The sequence below is a fragment of the Streptosporangium sp. NPDC003464 genome, assembly GCF_053588315.1.
Window position 1 is genome coordinate 1 of record NZ_JBSFPS010000042.1, and the last position, 20,214, is coordinate 20,214.

General features: G+C 70.8%; 22 protein-coding genes and 1 riboswitch. Of the genes, 14 read left to right on the plus strand and 8 right to left on the minus strand.

The window, feature by feature from the left end; genetic code table 11:
• Window positions 1–160 precede the first annotated feature (160 nt).
• The gene (gltX, locus tag ACWDS7_RS12240) at window positions 161–1,492 is read right to left on the minus strand and encodes a glutamate--tRNA ligase (protein ID WP_306875548.1); all 1,332 of its coding nucleotides are present in this window, start codon (window positions 1,490–1,492) and stop codon (window positions 161–163) included.
• Between the two features lie 28 nt (window positions 1,493–1,520).
• Window positions 1,521–2,297, minus strand: coding sequence for a fumarylacetoacetate hydrolase family protein (locus ACWDS7_RS12245; protein WP_306864987.1), 777 nt, complete (start codon window positions 2,295–2,297; stop codon window positions 1,521–1,523).
• A gap of 369 nt (window positions 2,298–2,666) precedes the next feature.
• Between ACWDS7_RS12245 and ACWDS7_RS12250 the strand changes: the two genes are divergently transcribed.
• The 7 genes from ACWDS7_RS12250 (at window position 2,667) to ACWDS7_RS12280 (ending at window position 5,743) form a co-directional block, all read left to right on the plus strand.
• Window positions 2,667–3,077 (plus strand): Asp23/Gls24 family envelope stress response protein, encoded by a 411-nt coding sequence (locus ACWDS7_RS12250; RefSeq protein ID WP_306875545.1) that lies wholly within the window; start codon window positions 2,667–2,669, stop codon window positions 3,075–3,077.
• Window positions 3,074–3,340: an Asp23/Gls24 family envelope stress response protein gene (locus tag ACWDS7_RS12255; protein WP_306864984.1), complete on the plus strand. Its 267-nt coding sequence runs from the start codon at window positions 3,074–3,076 to the stop codon at window positions 3,338–3,340. The genes ACWDS7_RS12250 and ACWDS7_RS12255 overlap by 4 nt, the downstream gene beginning before the upstream one ends.
• Window positions 3,337–3,525, plus strand: coding sequence for a hypothetical protein (locus ACWDS7_RS12260; RefSeq protein ID WP_451929313.1), 189 nt, complete (start codon window positions 3,337–3,339; stop codon window positions 3,523–3,525). Before ACWDS7_RS12255 ends, ACWDS7_RS12260 begins: the two co-directional genes overlap by 4 nt.
• On the plus strand, window positions 3,522–3,995 hold the full coding sequence (locus ACWDS7_RS12265; RefSeq protein WP_451929314.1) for an Asp23/Gls24 family envelope stress response protein: 474 nt from the start codon (window positions 3,522–3,524) through the stop codon (window positions 3,993–3,995). Before ACWDS7_RS12260 ends, ACWDS7_RS12265 begins: the two co-directional genes overlap by 4 nt.
• Window positions 3,992–4,672 (plus strand): DUF6286 domain-containing protein, encoded by a 681-nt coding sequence (locus ACWDS7_RS12270; protein ID WP_451929315.1) that lies wholly within the window; start codon window positions 3,992–3,994, stop codon window positions 4,670–4,672. Before ACWDS7_RS12265 ends, ACWDS7_RS12270 begins: the two co-directional genes overlap by 4 nt.
• Window positions 4,673–4,677: 5 nt before the next feature.
• Window positions 4,678–5,265 carry a hypothetical protein gene (locus tag ACWDS7_RS12275; protein ID WP_451929316.1) on the plus strand — a complete coding sequence of 196 codons (588 nt, stop codon included), beginning with the start codon at window positions 4,678–4,680 and terminating at the stop codon, window positions 5,263–5,265.
• 73 nt (window positions 5,266–5,338) lie between these two features.
• On the plus strand, window positions 5,339–5,743 hold the full coding sequence (locus ACWDS7_RS12280; protein WP_451929317.1) for an antibiotic biosynthesis monooxygenase family protein: 405 nt from the start codon (window positions 5,339–5,341) through the stop codon (window positions 5,741–5,743).
• A 91-nt stretch (window positions 5,744–5,834) separates the two neighbouring features.
• Here the strand turns inward: ACWDS7_RS12280 and ACWDS7_RS12285 are convergent, their stop codons facing one another.
• Window positions 5,835–6,431 carry a cyanamide hydratase gene (locus tag ACWDS7_RS12285; protein WP_451929318.1) on the minus strand — a complete coding sequence of 199 codons (597 nt, stop codon included), beginning with the start codon at window positions 6,429–6,431 and terminating at the stop codon, window positions 5,835–5,837.
• 71 nt (window positions 6,432–6,502) lie between these two features.
• On the opposite strand from ACWDS7_RS12285, the gene ACWDS7_RS12290 reads away from it, so the two are divergent.
• The 3 genes from ACWDS7_RS12290 (at window position 6,503) to ACWDS7_RS12300 (ending at window position 10,115) form a co-directional block, all read left to right on the plus strand.
• Window positions 6,503–7,513, plus strand: coding sequence for a helix-turn-helix domain-containing protein (locus tag ACWDS7_RS12290; RefSeq protein ID WP_451929319.1), 1,011 nt, complete (start codon window positions 6,503–6,505; stop codon window positions 7,511–7,513).
• A 65-nt stretch (window positions 7,514–7,578) separates the two neighbouring features.
• Window positions 7,579–8,187, plus strand: coding sequence for a cysteine hydrolase family protein (locus ACWDS7_RS12295; protein ID WP_451929320.1), 609 nt, complete (start codon window positions 7,579–7,581; stop codon window positions 8,185–8,187).
• Window positions 8,188–8,429: 242 nt separating this feature from the next.
• Window positions 8,430–10,115, plus strand: coding sequence for a heparinase II/III domain-containing protein (locus ACWDS7_RS12300; RefSeq protein WP_451929321.1), 1,686 nt, complete (start codon window positions 8,430–8,432; stop codon window positions 10,113–10,115).
• Window positions 10,116–10,283: 168 nt separating this feature from the next.
• Here the strand turns inward: ACWDS7_RS12300 and cimA are convergent, their stop codons facing one another.
• Entirely contained in the window at window positions 10,284–11,861 is a 1,578-nt protein-coding gene (cimA, locus tag ACWDS7_RS12305) for a citramalate synthase (RefSeq protein ID WP_451929322.1), read from the minus strand.
• A 276-nt stretch (window positions 11,862–12,137) separates the two neighbouring features.
• Here cimA and ACWDS7_RS12310 point away from each other — a divergent pair, with 276 nt between their 5' ends.
• Window positions 12,138–12,791: an O-methyltransferase gene (locus ACWDS7_RS12310; RefSeq protein ID WP_306864958.1), complete on the plus strand. Its 654-nt coding sequence runs from the start codon at window positions 12,138–12,140 to the stop codon at window positions 12,789–12,791.
• 115 nt (window positions 12,792–12,906) lie between these two features.
• Window positions 12,907–13,482, plus strand: a complete 576-nt coding sequence (locus tag ACWDS7_RS12315) for a Uma2 family endonuclease (RefSeq protein ID WP_451929323.1) — start codon at window positions 12,907–12,909, stop codon at window positions 13,480–13,482.
• A 54-nt stretch (window positions 13,483–13,536) separates the two neighbouring features.
• Here the strand turns inward: ACWDS7_RS12315 and ACWDS7_RS12320 are convergent, their stop codons facing one another.
• Both ACWDS7_RS12320 and ACWDS7_RS12325 read right to left on the minus strand, forming a co-directional pair.
• Entirely contained in the window at window positions 13,537–14,631 is a 1,095-nt protein-coding gene (locus ACWDS7_RS12320) for a branched-chain amino acid aminotransferase (RefSeq protein WP_306864953.1), read from the minus strand.
• Window positions 14,632–14,803: 172 nt separating this feature from the next.
• Window positions 14,804–15,850 (minus strand): 3-isopropylmalate dehydrogenase, encoded by a 1,047-nt coding sequence (locus ACWDS7_RS12325; protein WP_451929324.1) that lies wholly within the window; start codon window positions 15,848–15,850, stop codon window positions 14,804–14,806.
• Between the two features lie 168 nt (window positions 15,851–16,018).
• Window positions 16,019–16,246, plus strand: a riboswitch (cyclic di-AMP (ydaO/yuaA leader).
• Between ACWDS7_RS12325 and ACWDS7_RS12330 the strand changes: the two genes are divergently transcribed.
• A complete protein-coding gene (locus tag ACWDS7_RS12330; RefSeq protein ID WP_451929325.1) occupies window positions 16,234–16,878 on the plus strand; it encodes a C40 family peptidase in 645 nt (214 codons plus the stop codon). Its footprint overlaps the riboswitch before it by 13 nt.
• A 63-nt stretch (window positions 16,879–16,941) precedes the next feature.
• Here ACWDS7_RS12330 and ACWDS7_RS12335 read toward each other — a convergent pair whose 3' ends face one another.
• Both ACWDS7_RS12335 and serA read right to left on the minus strand, forming a co-directional pair.
• Window positions 16,942–17,064: a hypothetical protein gene (locus tag ACWDS7_RS12335; RefSeq protein WP_306864946.1), complete on the minus strand. Its 123-nt coding sequence runs from the start codon at window positions 17,062–17,064 to the stop codon at window positions 16,942–16,944.
• Between the two features lie 312 nt (window positions 17,065–17,376).
• The gene (serA, locus tag ACWDS7_RS12340; RefSeq protein ID WP_306864944.1) at window positions 17,377–18,966 is read right to left on the minus strand and encodes a phosphoglycerate dehydrogenase; all 1,590 of its coding nucleotides are present in this window, start codon (window positions 18,964–18,966) and stop codon (window positions 17,377–17,379) included.
• Between the two features lie 216 nt (window positions 18,967–19,182).
• Here serA and ACWDS7_RS12345 point away from each other — a divergent pair, with 216 nt between their 5' ends.
• Window positions 19,183–20,142, plus strand: a complete 960-nt coding sequence (locus ACWDS7_RS12345; RefSeq protein ID WP_451929326.1) for a hypothetical protein — start codon at window positions 19,183–19,185, stop codon at window positions 20,140–20,142.
• The last annotated feature ends 72 nt before the right edge of the window (window positions 20,143–20,214 follow it).

Sequence of the window (20,214 nt, forward strand, 5' to 3'; positions counted from 1 at the left end):
GGCCGGGACTTGAAGGAGTGGCTGGCGTTCTGCAATGAGCGCGACCTGGACCCGCTCTCTGCACGGCGGGGGCATGGTGACGCCTACGGCCGATGCCGCGGGGCCCGGCCGGCCGGACGGCCCCGGGCCCCGGCCCCGGGCCCCGTCCGGCTGCCGCGGCTCAGCCCTGGAGCCTGGCGAGGGCGGCGCGGATCCGGTCCATCGAGCGCTCCCGGCCGAGCGCCTCGACCGACTCGAACAGCGGCAGGCCGACGGTCCGGCCGGTGACGGCCACCCGGACCGGGGCCTGGGCCTTGCCGAGCTTGAGGCCGTGCTCGGCCCCGACCTCCTCCAGCGCGGTCTTGAGCGACTCGGGGTCCATGTTGACCTTCTCCAGCCGGGCGAGGTAGCCGGTGAGGATCTCCGCGGCGGAGGTCTTCATGGCCTTGTCCCACGACGCCTGGTCGAAGACGGGCTCGTCCAGGAAGAGGAAGTCGACGTTCGCCGTGATCTCGGACAGGACCGCGATGCGGGTCTGGGCGAGCTCGGCGACCTTGGCGAAGGTCTCGCGGTCCCAGCTCGGGTCCAGCCACGGCTCGCAGCGGGCGATGAAGGTCGCCAGCGGCAGCGCCCGGATGTATTCGCCGTTGAACGCGCGGAGCTTCTTCTCGTCGAAGAAGGCCGGGGACGGGTTGACGTCCGACAGCTTGAACAGCGGCACCATCTCCGACCAGGGCATGATCTCCCGGTCGTCACCCGGGCCCCAGCCGAGCAGCATCAGGTAGTTGACCATGGCCTCGGCCAGGTAGCCCTCCTCGCGGTAGGACTCCAGGGCGACCTTGTCGCGGCGCTTGGACAGCTTCTGGCGCTTCTCGTTGACGATCACCGGCACGTGCGCCCAGGTGGGCGGGGTGACGCCGAGCGCCTCCCAGAGCAACTGCTGCTTGGGCGTGTTGGACAGGTGCTCCTCGGCGCGGACCACGTGGCTGATCCGCATCTCGATGTCGTCGACCACGTTGGCCAGCACGAACAGCGGGGAGCCGTCGGCGCGGGCGACGACGAAGTCCTCCATCGCGTTGTTGGGGAACTCGACCGTGCCGCGGACCAGGTCCTCGACCACGGTGACGCCGTCGTCGGGGGTGCGGAAGCGGACCGCGCCCTCGGCCAGGCCCCGGTCACGGCAGAAGCCGTCGTAGCCCTTGTGCTCCGAGCCGGTGCGGGCCTTCACCTCGTCGCGGGTGCAGGTGCAGAAGTAGGCGCGGCCGCCGGCGACCAGCTTGGCGACCGCCTCGCGGTGCTGCTCCTCGTAGGCCGACTGGAAGTAGGGGCCCTCGAAGAACGGGCTGTCGCCGTTGATGCCGATCCACGCCAGCGCGGAGATGATGCCCTCGGTCCACTCGGGCCGGTTGCGGGCGGCGTCGGTGTCCTCGATGCGGAGCACGAACGTGCCGCCGGACTGCTCGGCCAGCGCCCAGTTGAACAGCGCCGAACGGGCGCCGCCCACGTGGAACATGCCGGTGGGGGAGGGAGCGAAACGAACCCTAATCACGGGAGACCACCCGGTTGGTGAGAGTGCCGATTCCTTCGATGCCGACGCTGACCTCGTCGCCGATGTCCAGCGGACCGACCCCCTCGGGAGTCCCGGTGAGGATGACGTCGCCGGGGATCAGGGTCATGACCGCGCTCACGTGGGCGATCAGCGTCGGGATGTCGTACATGAGCTTGGAGGTGCGCGAGCTCTGCTTGATCTCGCCGTTCACCGTCGTGGTGATGCCCAGGTCGCCCGGGTCGAGCTCGGTCTGGATCCACGGGCCGAGCGGGCAGAAGGTGTCGAAGCCCTTGGCGCGGGTGAACTGGACGTCCTTCTTCTGCAGGTCCCGGGCCGTGACGTCGTTGGCACAGGTGTAGCCGAAGATGACCTCGTGGGCCCGCTCCGCGGGGACCTCCCGGCAGAGCCTGCCGATGACCACCGCCAGCTCGCCCTCGAAGTCGACCCGCCGCGACAGCCCCGTCGGGTAGGCGATGGCCTCCCCCGAACCGATCACCGAGGTGGACGGCTTCAGGAAGACCAGCGGCTCGTCGGGGACGTCGCCGCCCATCTCGCGGGCGTGGTCGGCGTAGTTTCTGCCGATCGCGACGACCTTGCTGGGCAGCATGGGCGCGACCAGCTTGACCTGCGAGAGCGAGTGACGCTCACCGGTGAACTGGATCGGGCCGAAGGGATGGCCGGAGATCGCGGAGACGAACTCCTCGCCGGGCCCGCCCTCGACCACGCCGAATCCGACACCCTCACCTGTGGAGAACCTCGCTATACGCACACGACAAGGCTAGTCGGGCCCGAGGTCCCGCCGGACCGCCGCCCGGCGCCGGGCCGCGGCGTGTCCGCCGTACGGCGCGCAGGCCGTCGTCCACCTTCACGGGTAACCCTGGGGCGGGTCAGCCTCGGTACACCTCATCAAACGGACTTCTCGCACATATCCATGATTCCCCCAGAAAAAGGTATGTCCTGGTTGCTGTTCTTATGGGGGGTATTACGCCCAGTAAGCAACTTCGGGGAAGAACTCGATCTTCCCCCGGGGGAAGGAATCGACGTGACCGAAGCCAACCCGGTGAGCACGCCGTCAAGGGGCGACGAGAGCACGGTGCCGCGGGCCCGGACCGACAGTCCTGGGGGCCGAGGGGATCTGATGACCCCCAGGGGCAACACGAGCATCGACAGCGGGGTCGTCGCGAAGATCGCGGGCATGGCCGCCCGCGAGGTCGCGGGTGTCTACGACATGGGCGCCGGCACCGCACGGGCGCTCGGCGCGGTCCGCGGCATCGTGGGCGGCGACAGGAGCGTCACACAGGGCGTGTCGGTCGAGGTGGGCGAGCGGCAGGCGGCGGTCGACCTCGACCTGGTGGTCGAGTACGGCGTGGCCATCCCCGACGTCGCCGCCGCCGTACGCCGCAACGTGATCACGGCTGTCGAGCGCATGACGGGTCTTGAGGTGACCGAGGTCAACATCAGGGTCGACGACGTCCACATGCCCGGCCAGGAGAAGGAAGGTGACAAGGGCAGGGCGGAGGAGGCCGAGCCGGGACCGCGCGTCCAGTGAGCGACCTCGCCCACGAGATAGCCGACGCCGTACGGCGCTGCCCCGACGTCGCCGACCTGTCGAGCGGCCCGTTCGGGACCGTGGCGACCTACCTGCCCGGCGAGCGGGTGTCCGGCGTCGCCGTACGCGACCACGAGGTGGAGGTCGCCATCGTCGTCCAGATGGGACGGCCCCTCCCGGAGATCGCACAAGAGGTGCGGACGGCGCTCGCCCCTCTGGTGGGCGACCGTCCGGTGAACGTCTATATCGGAGGTATTCGATGAACCGGTTCCCCATGTGGAGCATGGTCGGCATGCTCGTCGGCGTCGCCCTGGGCTTCGCGGCGGCCTTCGGCGGTCTCGGCGCGTTTCTCCTGGTGCTCGTCCTGGGCGCCGTCGGACTCCTCATCGGCCGCATCGTCGAGAGCGGCGAGATCGACCTGTCCCGGCTGGGCATGAGGCGGCAATGACCACCCCGGTCGGACACCGCGCCGCGCCCTCCGAGGCCCCCGCCGACGTGCGCGGTCTCCCCGCGCAGCGGCCGGGCGGCACCTCGCCCGGCGACGCGGCCCGGTCCGCCGCGCCGGCCCGGCGGGTCCGGCCGACCGTACCGGCCGAGCGGCGCGGCAGGACAGACATCCCGGAGCGGGTAGTCTCGCGCATCGCGGCCCGCGCGGCCGGGGAGGTGGCGCGGGTGCGCGAGGTCCGCGAGCGGGGGCCGCTGACCTTCACCGGACGCACCCGCGCCACCGTGGACGGGGACCTCACGGTGCTGAGGCTGGAGGTGTCGGTGGAGTACCCCGCGCCGCTCCGGCAGATCACCGAGGCGGTCCGGCGGCACGTCGCCGACCGGGTCGCCCTGCTGACCGGCCTGCACATCGGCCACATCGACATCGCCGTGACCGGCGTGGTGCCGCCTCCTCCGGAGGACGGCCCGTGACGGCCACCCCCGGTGCGCCCGGACCCGCCTCCGGGCCGGGCCCCGCACCGCGGCCACCTGCCGCACCCGGCGCGGAGCTCACGGAACAGGCCCCACCGCCCCCGCCCGCCGGGATCCAGCGGAACCGGGCGGCCGACCGGGCGGCGAGCCGCGCCTTCCGTCCGCGCCGGGTGGTCCCCGCCGTGATCACCGCGGCCCTGATGACCGTGGTCGGCGTCCTGGTCGCGGTGGAGACGGTCTCCGCGCTCCTCGGCCGCCCGGTGCGCTGGGTGCCCTACGACAGGATGCTGAGCTGGGCGTCCTCGACACCGTGGAACGACCCGCGGGTGATGGTGGGGGCGAGCGTGGTCACCGCGCTGGGGCTGCTGCTGGTGCTGCTCGCGCTCGTGCCCGGACAGCCCAGGCTCATCCCCGCCCGGACCGGCGACCCCGACCTGATCATCGGCATGCGGCGCCACGGCTTCACCCGCGCCCTGGCCCACGCGGCCCGGCGGGTGCAGGGGATCGATCGCGCCCACGTGAGACTGCGCGGCCGGACCGCGCAGGTGACGGTGGACAGTCACATGTGGGACGTCACCGGGCTGGCGGAGGCCGTACGGCTGGCCGTCACCGAGCGGATCACCGCGCTCGCCCCGGTCGACGACTACGCCGTACGCGTGAACCTGCGAGGAAAGTGACCGCCATGGACAGGAAGACCGCGAGGGGCAACCGGCTGGGACTGCTCGTCATGGGGCTGCTGCTGACGGCCCTCGGCGCCCTCACGGTCGCCCGCGGCGCGGGCGCGCTCCCGCGGTCCCTGGCGGCCGCCCGCGAGCCGCTCCTCGGCGCCCCGGTGCGCGAGGCGTTCACCCGCCACGGCCCGTGGCCGTGGTGGGCGCTCGCCGCCGGTGGGATCGTGCTCGCCCTCCTCGGCCTGCGCTGGCTGCTGGTCCAGGGCCGGCACACCAGGCTGGGCGGCATCCGCCTGGCCAGCGGTCCCGGGGGTGTCACCGACATAGACGCCGGCAGCGTGTCCGACGCGCTGGCCGCCGACGTCAGCGCCCACCCCGCGATCCTCGGCGCCAGCGCCACCATGGTCGGCACGCAGGCGAACCCGGCGGTAAGGCTGCGCGTGGTGGCCGACGAGAACCTCCCGATGAGCGCGATCCGCGAACAGTTGGACGGGGTGGCCGTCCCGCGCATGCGCCAGGCGCTGGAGACCGAGCACATCCCGGCCGTCGCCCAGGTGAGCCTGGAGGAACCGCCGCGGGCCCGCAGGACCGTCGCCTGACCGGACGGCGCCCTCCCCGAAGTCTCCGGCGGCGCTCACGGTGCGCCTCCGGCCGGTGGGGCAGGATGGTCTCATGAGCGTTGTCAAGATCAATGTGCTGACCGTCCCCGCCGAGCAGCGCGAGGAGCTCGAACGCCGCTTCTCCGGGCGGGCCGGGATGGTGGAGTCGGCCGACGGCTTCGAGTGGTTCGAACTGCTCCGGCCGGTGGAGGGCACCGAGCAGTATCTCGTCTACACCCGCTGGAGGTCCGAGGAGGACTTCACCCGGTGGACGGAGAGCCAGGCCTTCCAGCGGGGTCACACCCAGGCCGCCGCGGCCCCGGGCGCGCAGGGCCACGGCCACGCCGAGGCCCAGGCTCAGGGTCACGGCCAGGAGCCCGGCCAGGGTCACGGCCACGGCCAGGGCCCGGCCGCGACCGCGGCCACGCTCTGGTCGTTCGAGGTGGTGCAGAGCACCGGCCCCAAGGACGGCTCCTGACCAGGTGATCCGCCCCGGCCCACCCGGGGCGCCACCGTCTCCACGGCGGTCGTCACGAGGGGGGTGACGGCCGGCTTGGACAGGGCGGGCGTCAGCGGTCCAGCACGTTCGCCCGGATGCGGTCGGCGACGCCGCTGCGGACGAACCCGCCGGCCAGGCTGTCCGGCTTGCGCGCGGCCTGGTCCCTGAAGCACGCGATGAACTCCTCGCCGAGCCCCAGCCGCGGGTAGCGCTCCAGCACCTCGGCCCGGAGCTCGGCCGGGAAGTCCTCCGGCCGGCGGCCGGAGATGTCCAGCGCGGTCGACAGCTCCAGCAGGTGGCCCTCGGGGTCCTGGGAGACATCCACCTTGTCCCACATGTGCCGCACGATCACCTCGGAGGCGCGCACCCGCCGCTCGACGGGCCATCCGGCCCCGGCGCCGAAGACCCACGCGAGGTGCCCACCGGCCTCCTCGAACGGCACGGTGTGGCTGTCGAACTCCTTGACCAGTCCGATGTCGTGCAGCATCGACGAGACGTACAGCAGCTCGGTGTCGAATGCGATGTCGTTCATCGCCGCGTAGGCCGCCGCCCACAGGTAGGACCGCACCGAGTGGTTCAGCAGGGCCGGCGAGCAGTAGGCGGTGGCGACCTCCAGCGCGCCGCGGGTGGCGGAGGTGTCGGGGATCACGATGTCGGCGAATCTCATGGGTCCAGCCTGCACCACCGCGGGCACGGCCCGTGAGTGGCCGGAAAGCCAGCCGTCGATAGGATCGCGCCATGGGGTTCAGGACGATCGCGGTGCTGCTGTTCGACGAGATTCCGCTGTTCGAGGCGTCGGTGCCGATCGCGGTCTTCGGGGAGCGGCGGGTCTCGCTGCCGGAGTTCGACGTGCGCGCGGTGTCCGCCGAGGGCGGTCCGGTCCGCTCCGACATCGGCATCGCCCTCGCCGCTCCCCACGGCCTGGAGGCCGTGGACGAGGCGGATCTGGTGGTCGTGCCGACCTGGCGGCGCCCGCTCGGCCGTCCGCCCGCGCAGGAGGCGCTGGAGGCGCTGCGCCGGGCCCACGGGCGCGGGGCGACGGTGGTCGGGCTCTGCCTCGGCACGTTCGTCCTGGCCGCCGCCGGCCTGCTGGACGGGCGCACGGCCACGACGCACTGGCGCTACGCCCCGCTGCTCGCCTCGGCCCATCCGCGGATCCGGGTCAAGCCCGATGTGCTCTACGTGGACGAGGGCGACATCCTGACCTCCGCGGGCAGCGCGGGCGGCATCGATCTCTGCCTGCACCTCGTCCGCCGGACGTACGGCTCGCGGACGGCCAACGACATCGCCCGGAGCCTGGTGGTGCCGCCGCACCGGGCCGGCGGCCAGGCACAGTACATCGACCACCCGGTGCCGCCGCCCTCCGACGGCGACCCGCTCGGCGAGACCCTCGACTGGGCCCTGCGCCACCTGGACCAGGAGCTCACCGTGGACGCGCTGTCCGCCCGGGCCCTGATGAGCCGCCGCACCTTCGACCGGCGCTTCCGCCAGGTCACCGGGACCACGCCCACCCAGTGGCTGCTGCACCAGCGGGTCCTGCACGCCCAGCGGCTGCTGGAGACGACGCGGGAGCCGGTCGAGCGGGTGGCCCGCAGTGTGGGGTTCGCCTCGGCGGTGGCCCTGCGGCCCCACTTCCGCCGCCAGGTCGGGGTCTCCCCCACCGCCTATCGGGAGACCTTCGGCGACCCCGGCACGGCGCCCGCGGCGGCGCCCGCGGAGGAGCGACGGGCCGCCCGCGGACTGGCCTGATCGTCGCGGTGGATGGCCGGAAGGGCTATCACCCCGGCACGGCCCGCCCGGCCATGATGAGGGACATGAAGCGAGCACTGATCGTCATCGACGTCCAGAACGAATATTTCACCGGCAACCTGCCCATCGCCTACCCTCCGCGTGAGGAGAGCCTGGCCAACATCCTCACCGCCATGGACACCGCGCGCGAGCACGGCGTCCCGGTGATCGTGGTCAGGCACTCCGCGCCCGCCGAGTCCCCGCTGTTCGCCACCGGCAGCCACTCCTGGGAGCTGCACGAGGAGGTGGCGCGCAAGCCGTACGACCACCTGATGGACAAGACGATGGCCTCGTCCTTCGCCAGGACCGACCTGGCCGGGTGGCTGGACGCCCAGGGAGTCGACACGCTGACCGTCGCCGGATACATGACCCAGAACTGCGACGAGTCGACCGCCCGCGACGCCTTCCACCGGGGCATGGCCGTGGAGTTCCTGTCGGACGCGACCGGCACGCTCGCCCTGTCGAACCGGGCCGGCCGCGTGACGGCCGAGGATCTGCACAACAACGTGCTGGTGGTGATGGGCTCCAACTTCGCCTCGGTGGCCACCACCGCCGAATGGGCCGACGCGGTCAAGTCCGACACCCCCCTGCCCCGCCCGAGCATCTGGGCCAGCACCCGGCCCACAGCGGAGTGACCGTACCCGCGAGGGTGCGCCGGTGGCTGGACCGAGGAGCGAGGGAAGCCACCGGTCACCAGCACCCGAGCCGCGACGCGCAGCGTCGCGAACGGGCAGGCGTCGCCGTCGAAGACGCCTTAAACGCCGGGCTCGCATCTAGTTGCTAACGATGTGCCGGAAGAGGCTCACCCAGCTTGACCGGTTTGGTGGGATTCGGTCAGCATGATCCGCCCTCTTCGTCTGGCCTGGAAGGAACTGGCGTGCGCCGCCGCACCAAAGCACTCACTCTCTCCCTCGCCCTTCTCATGATCTGCGGCGCGGTGGCCGGCACAGCCGAGGCCTCGGACAAGGTCAAACGCACGAGCGAGTGCCAGGGCGACTGGTTACCGGCGACCCCGACGGCGCCGGACATCATGAACGGCGAGCTGGAGTTCCTGAACCTGTCCCCGGTGAAGGTGGGCAAGGACGTCAACTGGCGTACCGACCCCTACCGCAACCGCTCGTGGAGCATGGTCTTCCACTCGCTGCGCTGGATGGGCCGCCTGGTCGCCGACTACGAGACGACCGGGCAGACGGCCTATCTGACCCGCGCCACGGAGATCGCCAAGGACTGGGTGGCGGACAACCCCCGCCGGGGCGGCGCCAAGGCCAGCCCGTACGCCTGGCAGGAGCACCCGATCGCGCTGCGCGCCCCCGCGCTGGTCTGCCTCAGCAAGCACGTCAGCGCGTCCTGGCTGACCAGGAGCCTGGCCGAGCACGCCAAGATGCTGTCCGACCCGAGCCTGTACGAGAAGGGCCACAACCACGGCATCGACCAGGACATCGCGCTGCTGGGCATCGGCTGCCGCTACGGCAACAGGGCGTGGTCCGGTCTGGCCGTCAGGCGGCTGACCGAGACGGTGAAGCTGGACGTCGACTCCCAGGGGGCGCTGCGCGAGCAGGCCCCGCGCTACGCGATCTACGTCCACGAGCGCCTCAAGGTCGCGATGGACGGGATCAAGGAGTGCGGCCGGAAGGTGCCCGCCGAGATCAGCCGGCGCTGGGAGTCGCTGGAGGACTTCATCTCCCACTCGACCCAGCCCAACGGGTTCATGGTCCCGATCGGGGACGGCGGCGCGGATGTGCGGCCGGTCGGGTACGACCACTCGAAGAAGACCGTGCGGGTGTTCGGCAACGGCTACGTCTACGGGCGCACCGCCTGGGACAAGCCCGAGTCGGCGTTCTACTCCATCCGCTTCGGCCCCGGCCTGAAGTATCACGGCCACGAGGACCACCTCGGCGTGACCTACTACGCCCAGGGCCGTGACGTCCTGGTCGACGTCGGCTTCCACTCCTACGAGAACAGCGGCTACCGCCGCTGGACGATGTCCCCGGAGGCGCACAACACGCCGTCCGTCGTCGGCGCCCGGTTCCGGGGCAGGACTGCCACCGCTCTGAGCAGGTCCTCGATCGGGGAGGACCGGCAGAGCTACCGGCTGACCGACAGGGCCTACGGCGTGCCCAGGACCCGCTCGGTGCTGGTCAACCACGGAGACGACGTGATGGCCGTGCTGGACACGGTCCCCAAGGGCTCCCGGGTCCGCAACCTCTGGCACTTCGCCCCCGGGCTGTCCACCGTGTCGGACACCGGCGGCCGGATCGTGTTCAAGGACAAGAGCGGCTGGAAGGCGACGCTGGTCCAGGTGTCGATGCCGTCCTGCAAGCCGGTGAGCGGGCTGCAGGTCGTCCGCGGCCAGCAGAACCCCTACCAGGGCTGGGTCTCCCCCGCCTACCTGCAGAAGCAGGCCGCCCCGGCGGTCGTCTCCCCCGCCTCCGCGGGCGCGCTGCTCACCGTCGTGGTGCCGGGCACCGACAAGCCCTCGCTCTCCTGCTCCGGCGGCAAGGTGAGCCTGAAGACGTCCGAGGGCTCGGTCAGCTTCAAGGTCAGCGGCGCCGACCTCTCCTGAGCGCCGCTCCGTCGGGCCCCGGGCCCGACGGAGCCCGAGGCGGGGCCGGGCCGTCCCGGCTCCGCATCTGCTCGGCACCTGCTCGGCGCAGACCCGCCCCGCCGGGGTAGGGCCGGGCCCGCCCTGCGGGGCGCCGGCCGGGCCGGGCCGTACCCCACAGGGCCCGGATCAGTCCGCGGCGTGGCCGGCCCGGACCAGGCCGTAGGTGACGGCCTGCTCCAGGGCCTGCCAGGACGCCTCGATGATGTTCTCGTCGACGCCGACGGTGGCCCACTCGCCGGTCGCGTCGCTGGAGGTGATGAGCACGCGCGTTATCGCGTCGGTGCCGTGGGTGCCCTCCAGGATCCGCACCTTGAAGTCGATCAGCTCGACCTCGGCCAGCTCGGGGTAGAGCTTCTCCAGCCCCAGCCGCACGGCCTTGTCCAGGGCGTTGACCGGGCCGTTGCCCTCTCCGGTGGCCACGATGCGCTCGCCCTTGGCGTGCAGCTTGACCGTGGCCTCGCTGACCAGCTCGCCGCCGCGGGTCCGCTCGACGATCACCCGCCAGGACTCCACCGTGAAGTGGCGCCGGCGCTCGCCCGCCACGGTGTCGCGCAGCAGCAGCTCGAAGGAGGCGTCGGCGGCCTCGAAGGTGTAGCCCTTGGACTCCATGTCCTTGACCCGCTCCACCAGGTCGCGCGAGATCTCCGGCGACAGCTCGTAGCCCAGCTCGCGGCCCTTGAGCTCGACGGAGGCGCGGCCGGCCATGTCGGAGACGAGCATGCGCATGTCGTTGCCGACCCGGGCCGGGTCGATGTGCTGGTAGAGGTTGGGGTCCACCTTGATGGCGCTGGCGTGCAGCCCCGCCTTGTGCGCGAAGGCGGAGACGCCCACGTAGGGGGCGTGGGAGTTCGGGGTGACGTTGGTGACCTCGGTGATCGCGTGCGCGATCCGGGTCATGTCGGCCAGCGCCTCCTGCGGGACGAGGTCGAAGCCCCGCTTGAGCTGGAGGTTGGCCACGACGGTGAAGAGGTTGGCGTTGCCGGACCGCTCGCCGTAGCCGTTGGCGCAGCCCTGCACGTGGGTGGCGCCCGCCTTCACCGCGGCCAGGGTGTTGGCCACCGCGCAGCCGGTGTCGTCGTGGCAGTGGATGCCGACCCGGGCGGAGGTCTGCACGGCCGCGTGGACGACCTCGGCGAGCTCGTCGGGGAGCATGCCGCCGTTGGTGTCGCACAGGGCGATGACCGAGGCCCCCGCCTCGGCGGCGGTGCGCAGGACCTCCAGCGCGTAGGCTGGGTTGGACTTGTAGCCGTCGAAGAAGTGCTCGGCGTCGAGGAAGACCCGCTGTCCCTCCGCACGGAGGTGGGAGACCGTGTCGCGGATCATCGCGAGGTTCTCCTGGAGAGTCGTGCGGAGGGCCAGCTCCACGTGCCGGTCGTGGCTCTTGGCGACAAGGGTCACGACCGGCGCGCCGGATTCGCGCAGAGCGGCCACCAACGGGTCGTCGGCTGCCTTCACACCGGCCCGGCGGGTCGCGCCGAACGCGGCGAGCTGCGCGTGCTTCAGGTCGAGCTCTGTTTGGGCCCGCCTGAAGAACTCTGTGTCCTTGGGGTTGGCGCCCGGCCAGCCCCCTTCGATGAAGCCGACGCCCAGGCCGTCCAGGTGGCGGGCGATGGCCAGCTTGTCGACCACCGTGAGGTTGAGCCCCTCCTGCTGGGCGCCGTCACGGAGTGTGGTGTCGTACACGTGGAAGCGGTCGTCGGCCATGTCAGTCTCCTTCGCGGTTCGATGATTCGCCGCGCGCTCATCCGGCTCCGAAAAACAAAAAAACCCCTCACGGACGTGAGAGGTCTGCGCGCTGGCGGTGTCCCTTTTCAGCCAGCGCGCCTGCCGATAATGAGCAGACCGTAGAACATGATGCTCTGGAGTCTGCCACACGCTGACACCATTTGACACATCGATCTCACGATCCGAGATGCACGGTCCGCCGACACGGGCTCGGACCTCAGCCGCGAACCGGCCGCCGGTGGCGACAATGGCCCCATGAAGGCGACTTATCTCGACCCTGCCGTCGGGCAGTATCTGCTCGCGCACACCACCCGGCCCGACGACGTTCTCGACGCGCTCGCCGTGGAGACCCGCGAGGCCACCGGCGACAGCGCGGTCATGCAGCTCTCCCCCGACCAGGGGCCGTTCCTCACCATGATCACCCAGCTCAGCCGCGCCGGGAACGTGGTGGAGGTGGGCACCTTCACCGGCTACTCGTCCATCTGCCTGGCCCGGGGCCTGGCTCCGGGCGGCAGGTTGACCTGCTTCGACCTCAGCGAGGAGTGGACGGCGATCGCCCAGCGCTACTGGGACAAGGCCGGGGTCGCCGACCGCGTGGAGCTGAGGATCGGCCCGGCCGCCGAGCGCCTGGAGGAGCTGCCCGGCGGGCAGAGCGTGGACCTGGCGTTCATCGACGCCGACAAGGCCGGCTACCCCGTCTACTACGAGATCCTGCTGTCCCGCCTCGCCCCGGGCGGCCTGATCCTCGCCGACAACACCCTGTGGAGCGGGAGGGTCGCCGACCCCACCGCCGACGACGACGACACCCGGGCCATCCGCGAGTTCAACGACATGGTCATGGCCGACGGCCGGGTGACCTCGCTGATGCTCCCCATCGCCGACGGGCTCACCATGATTCGAAAGCACTGACGAGGAGTTCCCCGAATCCCGGGCGGGCGCAAATCTTTACGGTTACTTTGAGTCGCGTGTCAAACACGTTGCGCCCACCCGCGCGGAGGGGAAGATTGAGACCATGGGACTGCTCATGGACAGACCTGTCACATACCAGATCACCGATCAGACGGAGGTCGAACGCCTCTATCTCGAACTCGTCGATCGATTCGAGAAGCATCGGATCGAGATCATCGACGGCCGGATCGTGGTGAGGGAGTTGCCTACGCTCACCCACGCCCGAATCATCTACCGGCTGCTGCTCCAGCTCATCTCGGTCGCCACCGAGCAGGGGCTGGAGCTCCTTCAGGAAGCCAAGATCTTCCTGAACGCCCAGGCGGATCGCTATGAGCCGGATCTCATCGCCGTTCCGGCCAAGGCACGGCAGTGGGATCCCAACCACGTATACGCGGACTCCACTTTCCTGGTCGTCGAGGTGGTGTCTCCGAGCAGCGTCAAAGATGATCACGTCATCAAGCCTCGGAACTGCGCCCGGGCGGGGGTTCCGCTCTACCTGGTCATCGACGCACTCGACGACAAGGTCAGATTGCTCAGCCGTCCGAGCGAGGACGGATACACCCACGAGGTCTCCGTGAAACTCGGCGACCCGTTCGACCTGCCCGCGCCGTGGAACCTCACGATCGACACGGGCAGGCTGATCGAGATGTGAGTCACGCGAGGAGAGCCCGGCCAGGTGGGAGGCCGGGCTCTTCTCGTGTCCGGGTCAGCAGATCTTGTGGACCCAGCCGTGGGCGTCGGGGCGGGAACCGTACTGGATGCCGACCAGCTCCTCGCGGATCCTGGCGGTGACGGGGCCCTGGGTGCCGTCGCCGACCGTCCAGGCGCGGTCGGCGCCCTTGACCGAGCCGACGGGGGTCACGACCGCCGCGGTGCCGCAGGCGAAGACCTCGGTGAGCTCGCCGGACTCGCAGCCCGCCTGCCACTCCTCGATCGACAGGCGCCCCTCCTCGGCGGTCAGGCCCAGCTCGGAGGCGAGGGCGAGGATCGAGTCGCGGGTGATGCCGGGCAGGAGCGTGCCGGTGAGGGCCGGGGTGAGCAGGCGGTCGCCGTAGACGAAGAACAGGTTCATCCCGCCCATCTCCTCGACGTAGCGGTGCTCGGCCGCGTCGAGCCAGACCACCTGGTCACAGCCCTGCTCGACGGCCTGACGCTGGGCGACGAAGGCCGCCGCGTAGTTGCCGCCGCACTTGGCGAAGCCGGTGCCGCCGGGGGCGGCGCGGGTGTATTCGGTGGACAGCCAGACCGAGACGGCCTTGCTGCCGCCGAAGTAGGCGGCCGCCGGGGAGGCGATCACCATGTAGCGGTAGGACCGGGACGGGTAGTTGACGCCGAGCGCGGCCTGCGTGGCGATCATGAAGGGGCGCAGGTAGAGGCTGTGCCCCGGGGTGGTGGGGACCCACTCGCGATCGGTCTGGACGAGGAGCTCCAGCGACTCGACGAACGCCTCCTCGGGCAGCTCCGGCATGGCCATCCGCACCGCCGACTGGTTGAAGCGGGCGGCGTTGGCGTAGGGCCGGAAGGACGCGATCGCGCCGCTCTCCTGGCGGTAGGCCTTCAGGCCCTCGAAGAGCTCCTGGGCGTAGTGGAAGACCGCGGTCGCCGGGTCCAGGCTCAGCGGGCCGTACGGCGTGAGCCGCGCGTCGTGCCAGCCCTCCCCCTCGGTGTAGTCGATCGAGATCATGTGATCGGTGAATGCCTGCCCGAACCCGGGGCTCGCCAGTACCTGCTCACGCTCGGCTGCGGTGCGAGCGTGGTCGGAGAGCTGCACGTCGAAGCTGAGCTTCTGAGCGGTGGTCATGGCGGAGATCCTTCTCTTGAGGCGGTCTGCCCTTGGATCCATTCTGCGATGGACCCAGGTAACGGGAAACTACTGCATCTGTGTCGAAAACCGGCACTGCCGGGATAAACAAAGACGCGCCTGACAGCTCTTGTGAGCCGCCAGACGCGTCTGGGTGGGGGAGGCGGCTCTGTCAGCCGGCTACTCGGGCGGTGATGTCGTCACCGATCTCGTGAGTGGTCCGGCCGGTCCAGCCGGTGAGCCGCTCGACCAGGTCGTCGGCGACGGCCTGCTCGACCTTGGCGGCCTCGTCGGCCAGCCCGAGGTGGTCCAGGAGCATGGCGACCGACAGGATCGTGGCGGTCGGGTCGGCCTTGCCCTGGCCCGCGATGTCGGGGGCGCTGCCGTGGACCGGCTCGAACATGCTCGGCGCGGTCCGGTCGGGGTTGATGTTGCCGCTGGCCGCCAGGCCGATGCCGCCGGCGACGGCGGCGCCGATGTCGGTGATGATGTCGCCGAAGAGGTTGTCGGTGACGATCACGTCGAACCGCTCCGGCTGGGTGACGAAGAACATCGAGGCCGCGTCGACGTGGCAGTAGTCGGTCTGGACGTCGGGGTATTCCAGGCCGACCCGGTCGAACGTGCGGGCCCAGAGGTCACCGGCGTAGGTGAGCACGTTGGTCTTGTGGACCAGCGTCAGCTTCTTGCGGGGACGACCGAGCGCCTTGTCGAAGGCGTAGCGGACGACGCGCTCGACGCCGAAGGCGGTGTTCAGCGACTCCTGGGTGGCGACCTCGTGCGGGGTGCCGCGGCGCAGCACGCCGCCCGCGCCCGCGTAGAGGCTCTCGGTGCCCTCACGGACGACGACCATGTCGATGTCCTCGGGGCGGGCCTTGCCCAGCGGGGTCTCGACGCCGGGGAAGAGCTTGACCGGACGGAGGTTGACGTAGTGGTCGAGCTCGAAGCGGAGCCTGAGCAGCAGGTCGCGCTCCAGGATGCCCGGCGGCACGCTGGGGTCGCCGATCGCGCCGAGCAGGATCGCGTCGTATCCGCGCAGCTCGTCCAGGACCGCGTCGGGAAGGGTCTCACCGGTCCGGTGGTAGCGCTTGGCGCCGAGATCGTAGGTGACGGTCTCCACCTTCGTGCCGACCGCTTCGAGCACCTTCAGGCCCTCGGTGACGACCTCGACTCCGATCCCGTCCCCGGGGATGACTGCCAGACGAATGTTGCGCGAATCCATGCAGGCACCTTACCGGTCCGTCTCGGTAATCGAACACCGATCTCACCCATCGGACATTTTCGCGCGTACGGGACCTCATGATCCACAGCTGTCCTGGCTCTTATGATCCCTTTGTCCGCTTTTGCGACGTATTGACCCTTTCGTTAAGTTTCGTTATGGTCCTCTGCATTCGAACCGATGCCTAATCCGCCGGGCCGTCCCCCCTTCGGCCTGCGCGGAGCCGGGGAACCACTTCCGGGACCCACGGCCGCCCAGGACTCCGCGCTTCGCCTGGCGGAGCCATGTCCTGAGCCGCCTTCACGGATCCCTTGGGGCGAATCAGCGCTTCGCGCGCCGTAGGGCGGCCTCCACGCCCGAGCCCGACAGCTAACCCGGCCGGCCCTATGGAAGGAACCATCCTGTCCGGCAAGATTCACCCCCGCGTCCTGTCCCTGCTCGTCGCCGGCGCCGCCGTGCTCGCGACCCCGTCCCTCGCGCTGGCCGACTCCCCCAAGGCCGACTCTCCCAAGGCCGACGCCCCCGCCCCCGTCACCGCCACCGCGCCGCTCACCGGGCCCAAGCTCAAGGAGATCGTCACCAAGGATGCTCCCGTGCCCGCCTGGAAGAAGGCCGTGAAGTGGGCCATGTCCAAGCGCGGCACGCCTTACGTCTGGGGCGGCACCGGCAACGGCGGCTTCGACTGCTCCGGCCTGATGCTCCGCGCCTACGGCGCCGCCGGGATCAAGCTGCCCCGCGTGGCCGCCGACCAGTACGCGGCGTTCTCCAAGAAGGTCTCCTGGAAGAACCTCAAGCCCGGCGACCTCGTCTTCTTCCACAATCTCGGGCACGTCGGCATGATCACCAAGCCGGGTTACATGGTCCACGCCCCGCAGACCGGCGACGTGGTCAAGGAGGAGAAGCTCAACTCCTGGCGTCGCAGCACGTTCGTCGGCGGCGTCCGCCCCGACCGCGCGGGCGTGAAGCTCGCCGCCGAACAGGCCAAGCTCGCGGCCCAGCCCGCCCCCACGATGCTCCAGGCCACCCCCTGATCCCCGGAGGGCGCCGGTCACCCGGACCGGCGCCCCGCGGGTCGGGATGAGAGCCCTACCCGGCTAGCGGGTGGGAGCGCCCCCGTTGTCGCGGCGGTCCAGGGCGGTCTGGAGCGCGTCGGCGGCCTCGTCTTCGGCGTCTTCGGGACGGTTCCAGGGATACATGTCGTACATGGCGATTCTCATCTCGGTCGCATGCGGGCAGGGAGAGATGGTCCGGACTCCGGTCACGGATCGGACCGGGCCTGAGTGCCGCGGGTCCGGATCGCGGACCGGCGGCGCGGGGCCGGCGTGCGCCGCCACACCGCGGCGGGCTGCCGGCCTGCCCTGTCAGGCCCCGCCGCGGCAGGTAATGAGTGCGAGAACCTGGCGCATTTCCTGCCAGGTTACCTGCCCGTACGGACACCGTCCCGCACTCCGTACACACTTCTCACATGCTGAGACGCACAACGGCTGCCGCCCCCGGCTTCCCGGGGACGGCAGCCGTCGCCGTGCGCGCTAGTCGGCCAGGTCGACCGAGCGACCGCTGTCGGCGCCGATCTCGGCGCCGATCACGTCGAGCACGTCGGCCGGGATGGCGGAGTCGACGGTCAGCGCGATGAGGGCCTTGCCGCCCTTCGCGTCCCGGGCCACCTGCATCGAGGCGATGTTGATGCTGTGGTCGCCGAGGATGCGGCCGACGACGCCGACGATGCCGGGGCGGTCGGTGTAGGTGAAGAACGACAGGTGGTCGGTCGGCTCGATCTCCATCTGGTAGCCGTTGACCTCGACGATCTTGGTGATCTGACGCGGGCCCGACAGGGTGCCCGAGACCGAGACCGTGCGGCCGTCGGCCAGCACGCCGCGGACGGTGACGACGTTGCGCCAGTCGGGGCTCTCGGAGCTGGTGACCAGCTCGACGGTCACGCCGCGGTCCTTGGCCAGGAGCGGGGCGTTGACGTAGGTGACCGAGTCTTCGACCACGTCGGTGAAGATGCCCTTGAGCGCCGCCAGCTCCAGCACGCGGACGTCCTGGGAGGCGATCTCACCGCGGACCTCGACGTCAAGCCTGGTGGCGACCTCGCCCGCGAGGGCGGTGAAGACCCGGCCGAGCTTCTCGGCCAGCGGCAGGCCCGGCTTGACGTCCTCGGCGACGACGCCGCCCTGGACGTTGACCGCGTCCGGCACGAACTCCCCGGCGAGGGCGAGCTTCACGCTGCGCGCGACCTGGGTGCCGGCCTTCTCCTGGGCCTCGTGGGTGGAGGCGCCCAGGTGCGGGGTGACGACGACCTGGTCCAGCTCGAACAGCGGGCTGTCGGTGACCGGCTCCTTGGGGAAGACGTCGATGCCGGCGCCGGCGACGCGGCCTTCCTTGATCGCCGAGTAGAGCGCGTTCTCGTCGATGATGCCGCCGCGGGCGACGTTGATCAGGCGCACCGACGGCTTGACCGTGTGGAGCTCCTTGTCACCGATGAGCCCGATCGTCTCCTTGGACTTGGGCAGGTGCACGGTGATGAAGTCGGCCTCGCGCAGGGCCTCCTCCAGCGAGACCAGGCGGACGCCCATCTGCGCGGCGCGGGCCGGCTGCAGGTAGGGGTCGTAGGCGATCAGCTCGACGCCGAACGGCTGCAGGCGCTGGGCGACGAGCTGGCCGATCTTGCCGAGGCCCAGGATGGCGACGACCTTCTCGTCGAGCTCCACACCGGTGTACTTCGAGCGCTTCCACTCGCCGCCCTTGAGCGCCAGGTGCGCCTGGGCGACGTTGCGGGCGGAGGCGAGGATCAACGCGACGGTGTGCTCGGCGGCGCTGGTGATGTTGGAGGTGGGCGCGTTGACGACCATGACGCCGGCCTTGGTGGCGGCCTCCACGTCCACGTTGTCCAGGCCGACGCCGGCCCGGGCGACGACCCGGAGCTTGGGGGCGGCCGCGATGGCCTCGGCGTCTACCTGCGTGGCACTGCGCACGATGAGCGCGTCCACGTCGGCGAGGGCGGGCAGGAACTGGGCGCGGTCGGCGCCGTCGGTGTGGCGGACTTCGAAGTCCGCGCCCAGGACCGCGAGACCGGCCTCGGAGAGTTCCTCTGCGACCAGTACGACGGGCTTGTTCACAGGCTAGATCCTTAGAGACGTGGCGGCTGCTGCACGGACCTCACGTATTCTATCGGCGCTTGTGAACGCGTTCACGAGTGTCCCGCGATCCGAGACGGTCACCTGGGGTACCCACCCCCGGAGCATCCATGCGTGGAAAATTCAACTTGGTATTGCTCCAGAGAAAAGTTCACGATTACCCTCATAAGCCGTGGTCCCCTACCTATCGTTCCTCATATGAGCATCGGGAACCCCGCCCTCGGCGATGTGCTCGCGCAGCACGGCGGCCCGCACCGGCTGCTGGCGGCGCTTGCCGAATGGGGACTCCTGGTTGCCGTGCGGCCGGACCGCTCCGTCGTGCTCGGCACGACGCAGGCGGGTGACCGGGTGCTGCTCGGATACACCTCGGCGAGCACCTACGCACGGCACCGTGGCAACCACTCGCTGTCGGCCTGCGACGCCGACACCATCCTCGACATCCAGCGCGTCACCGGTGTGCGGGAAATCGTGATCGACGCCGCGGGCCCGGCGGCCGCCGCCGTGCCCATCGAGGATCTCCAGCGCTACCTGCAGTCGACCCGCACCGGCCCCACGCCGGCGCTGTCGGGCGTGGCCCTGACGGCATACGCGACCGGGGCGATGGCCACGGTCTCGCGCCCGCAGAACCCCCCGGCGGCCCGCCGGCCGGAGTACCCGGTGGCACGCCCGCCGGAGACCCCGGTCGCCCGCCAGCCGGAGTATCCGGTCGCGCGCCCGCCGGAGGCCCCGGTGGCACGCCCGCAGCGGGCCTCCGTGCCGGCCGCGCCCGCCCAGCCGTGGATCCCCGCGCCCCGCCCCCACCTGTCGGGGCCGATGCAGATGGTGGACCCCGGCTACCGGCGGTGCGAGCACCCGATCCTGCCCGCGCTGCGCGTGGCGATCTCGCACGTGCTCGCCGACTACCCGCTCGTCCACCACGTGTGGATCTCCGAGGCCCGCACCTCCTCCGGCGCCCCGGGGATCATGCTGCACGTCAAGGTGCACATGTCGGCCGCCGAGGACGTGGTCCGGGACATCCACCGCGGGGTCCGCGCCCGGCTGCCGCAGCTCGCGGCGAGCGAGGCGCCGATCCTCATGGCCCGGGTCGCCGACGCGCGCAGCGAGCAGCGGATGGTCGAGATCGGCGCCCACGTGGTCTGCGCCGACGTCACCGGCTGACAGAACCTCCGCGCGGGGACGGCCGTCCCACGACGGTGTGTCGGGAACGGCCGTGCGGACGGCCCGCCGTCC

Excerpts from the sequence above, each read along its gene's own strand:
- ACWDS7_RS12260 (WP_451929313.1), top strand. The coding sequence starts at position 3,337 with ATGAACCGGTTCCCCATGTGGAGCATGGTCGGCATGCTCGTCGGCGTC.
- ACWDS7_RS12265 (WP_451929314.1), top strand. The coding sequence starts at position 3,522 with ATGACCACCCCGGTCGGACACCGCGCCGCGCCCTCCGAGGCCCCCGCC.
- ACWDS7_RS12280 (WP_451929317.1), top strand. The coding sequence starts at position 5,339 with ATGAGCGTTGTCAAGATCAATGTGCTGACCGTCCCCGCCGAGCAGCGC.
- gltX (WP_306875548.1), bottom strand. The coding sequence starts at position 1,492 with ATGTTCCACGTGGGCGGCGCCCGTTCGGCGCTGTTCAACTGGGCGCTG.
- ACWDS7_RS12320 (WP_306864953.1), bottom strand. The coding sequence starts at position 14,631 with ATGACCACCGCTCAGAAGCTCAGCTTCGACGTGCAGCTCTCCGACCAC.
- ACWDS7_RS12275 (WP_451929316.1), top strand. The coding sequence starts at position 4,678 with ATGGACAGGAAGACCGCGAGGGGCAACCGGCTGGGACTGCTCGTCATG.
- ACWDS7_RS12335 (WP_306864946.1), bottom strand. The coding sequence starts at position 17,064 with ATGAGAATCGCCATGTACGACATGTATCCCTGGAACCGTCCCGAAGAC.
- ACWDS7_RS12330 (WP_451929325.1), top strand. The coding sequence starts at position 16,234 with ATGGAAGGAACCATCCTGTCCGGCAAGATTCACCCCCGCGTCCTGTCC.
- ACWDS7_RS12285 (WP_451929318.1), bottom strand. The coding sequence starts at position 6,431 with ATGAGATTCGCCGACATCGTGATCCCCGACACCTCCGCCACCCGCGGC.
- ACWDS7_RS12345 (WP_451929326.1), top strand. The coding sequence starts at position 19,183 with ATGAGCATCGGGAACCCCGCCCTCGGCGATGTGCTCGCGCAGCACGGC.
- ACWDS7_RS12315 (WP_451929323.1), top strand. The coding sequence starts at position 12,907 with ATGGACAGACCTGTCACATACCAGATCACCGATCAGACGGAGGTCGAA.
- ACWDS7_RS12290 (WP_451929319.1), top strand. The coding sequence starts at position 6,503 with ATGGGGTTCAGGACGATCGCGGTGCTGCTGTTCGACGAGATTCCGCTG.
- ACWDS7_RS12310 (WP_306864958.1), top strand. The coding sequence starts at position 12,138 with ATGAAGGCGACTTATCTCGACCCTGCCGTCGGGCAGTATCTGCTCGCG.
- cimA (WP_451929322.1), bottom strand. The coding sequence starts at position 11,861 with ATGGCCGACGACCGCTTCCACGTGTACGACACCACACTCCGTGACGGC.
- ACWDS7_RS12295 (WP_451929320.1), top strand. The coding sequence starts at position 7,579 with ATGAAGCGAGCACTGATCGTCATCGACGTCCAGAACGAATATTTCACC.
- ACWDS7_RS12250 (WP_306875545.1), top strand. The coding sequence starts at position 2,667 with ATGACCCCCAGGGGCAACACGAGCATCGACAGCGGGGTCGTCGCGAAG.
- ACWDS7_RS12325 (WP_451929324.1), bottom strand. The coding sequence starts at position 15,850 with ATGGATTCGCGCAACATTCGTCTGGCAGTCATCCCCGGGGACGGGATC.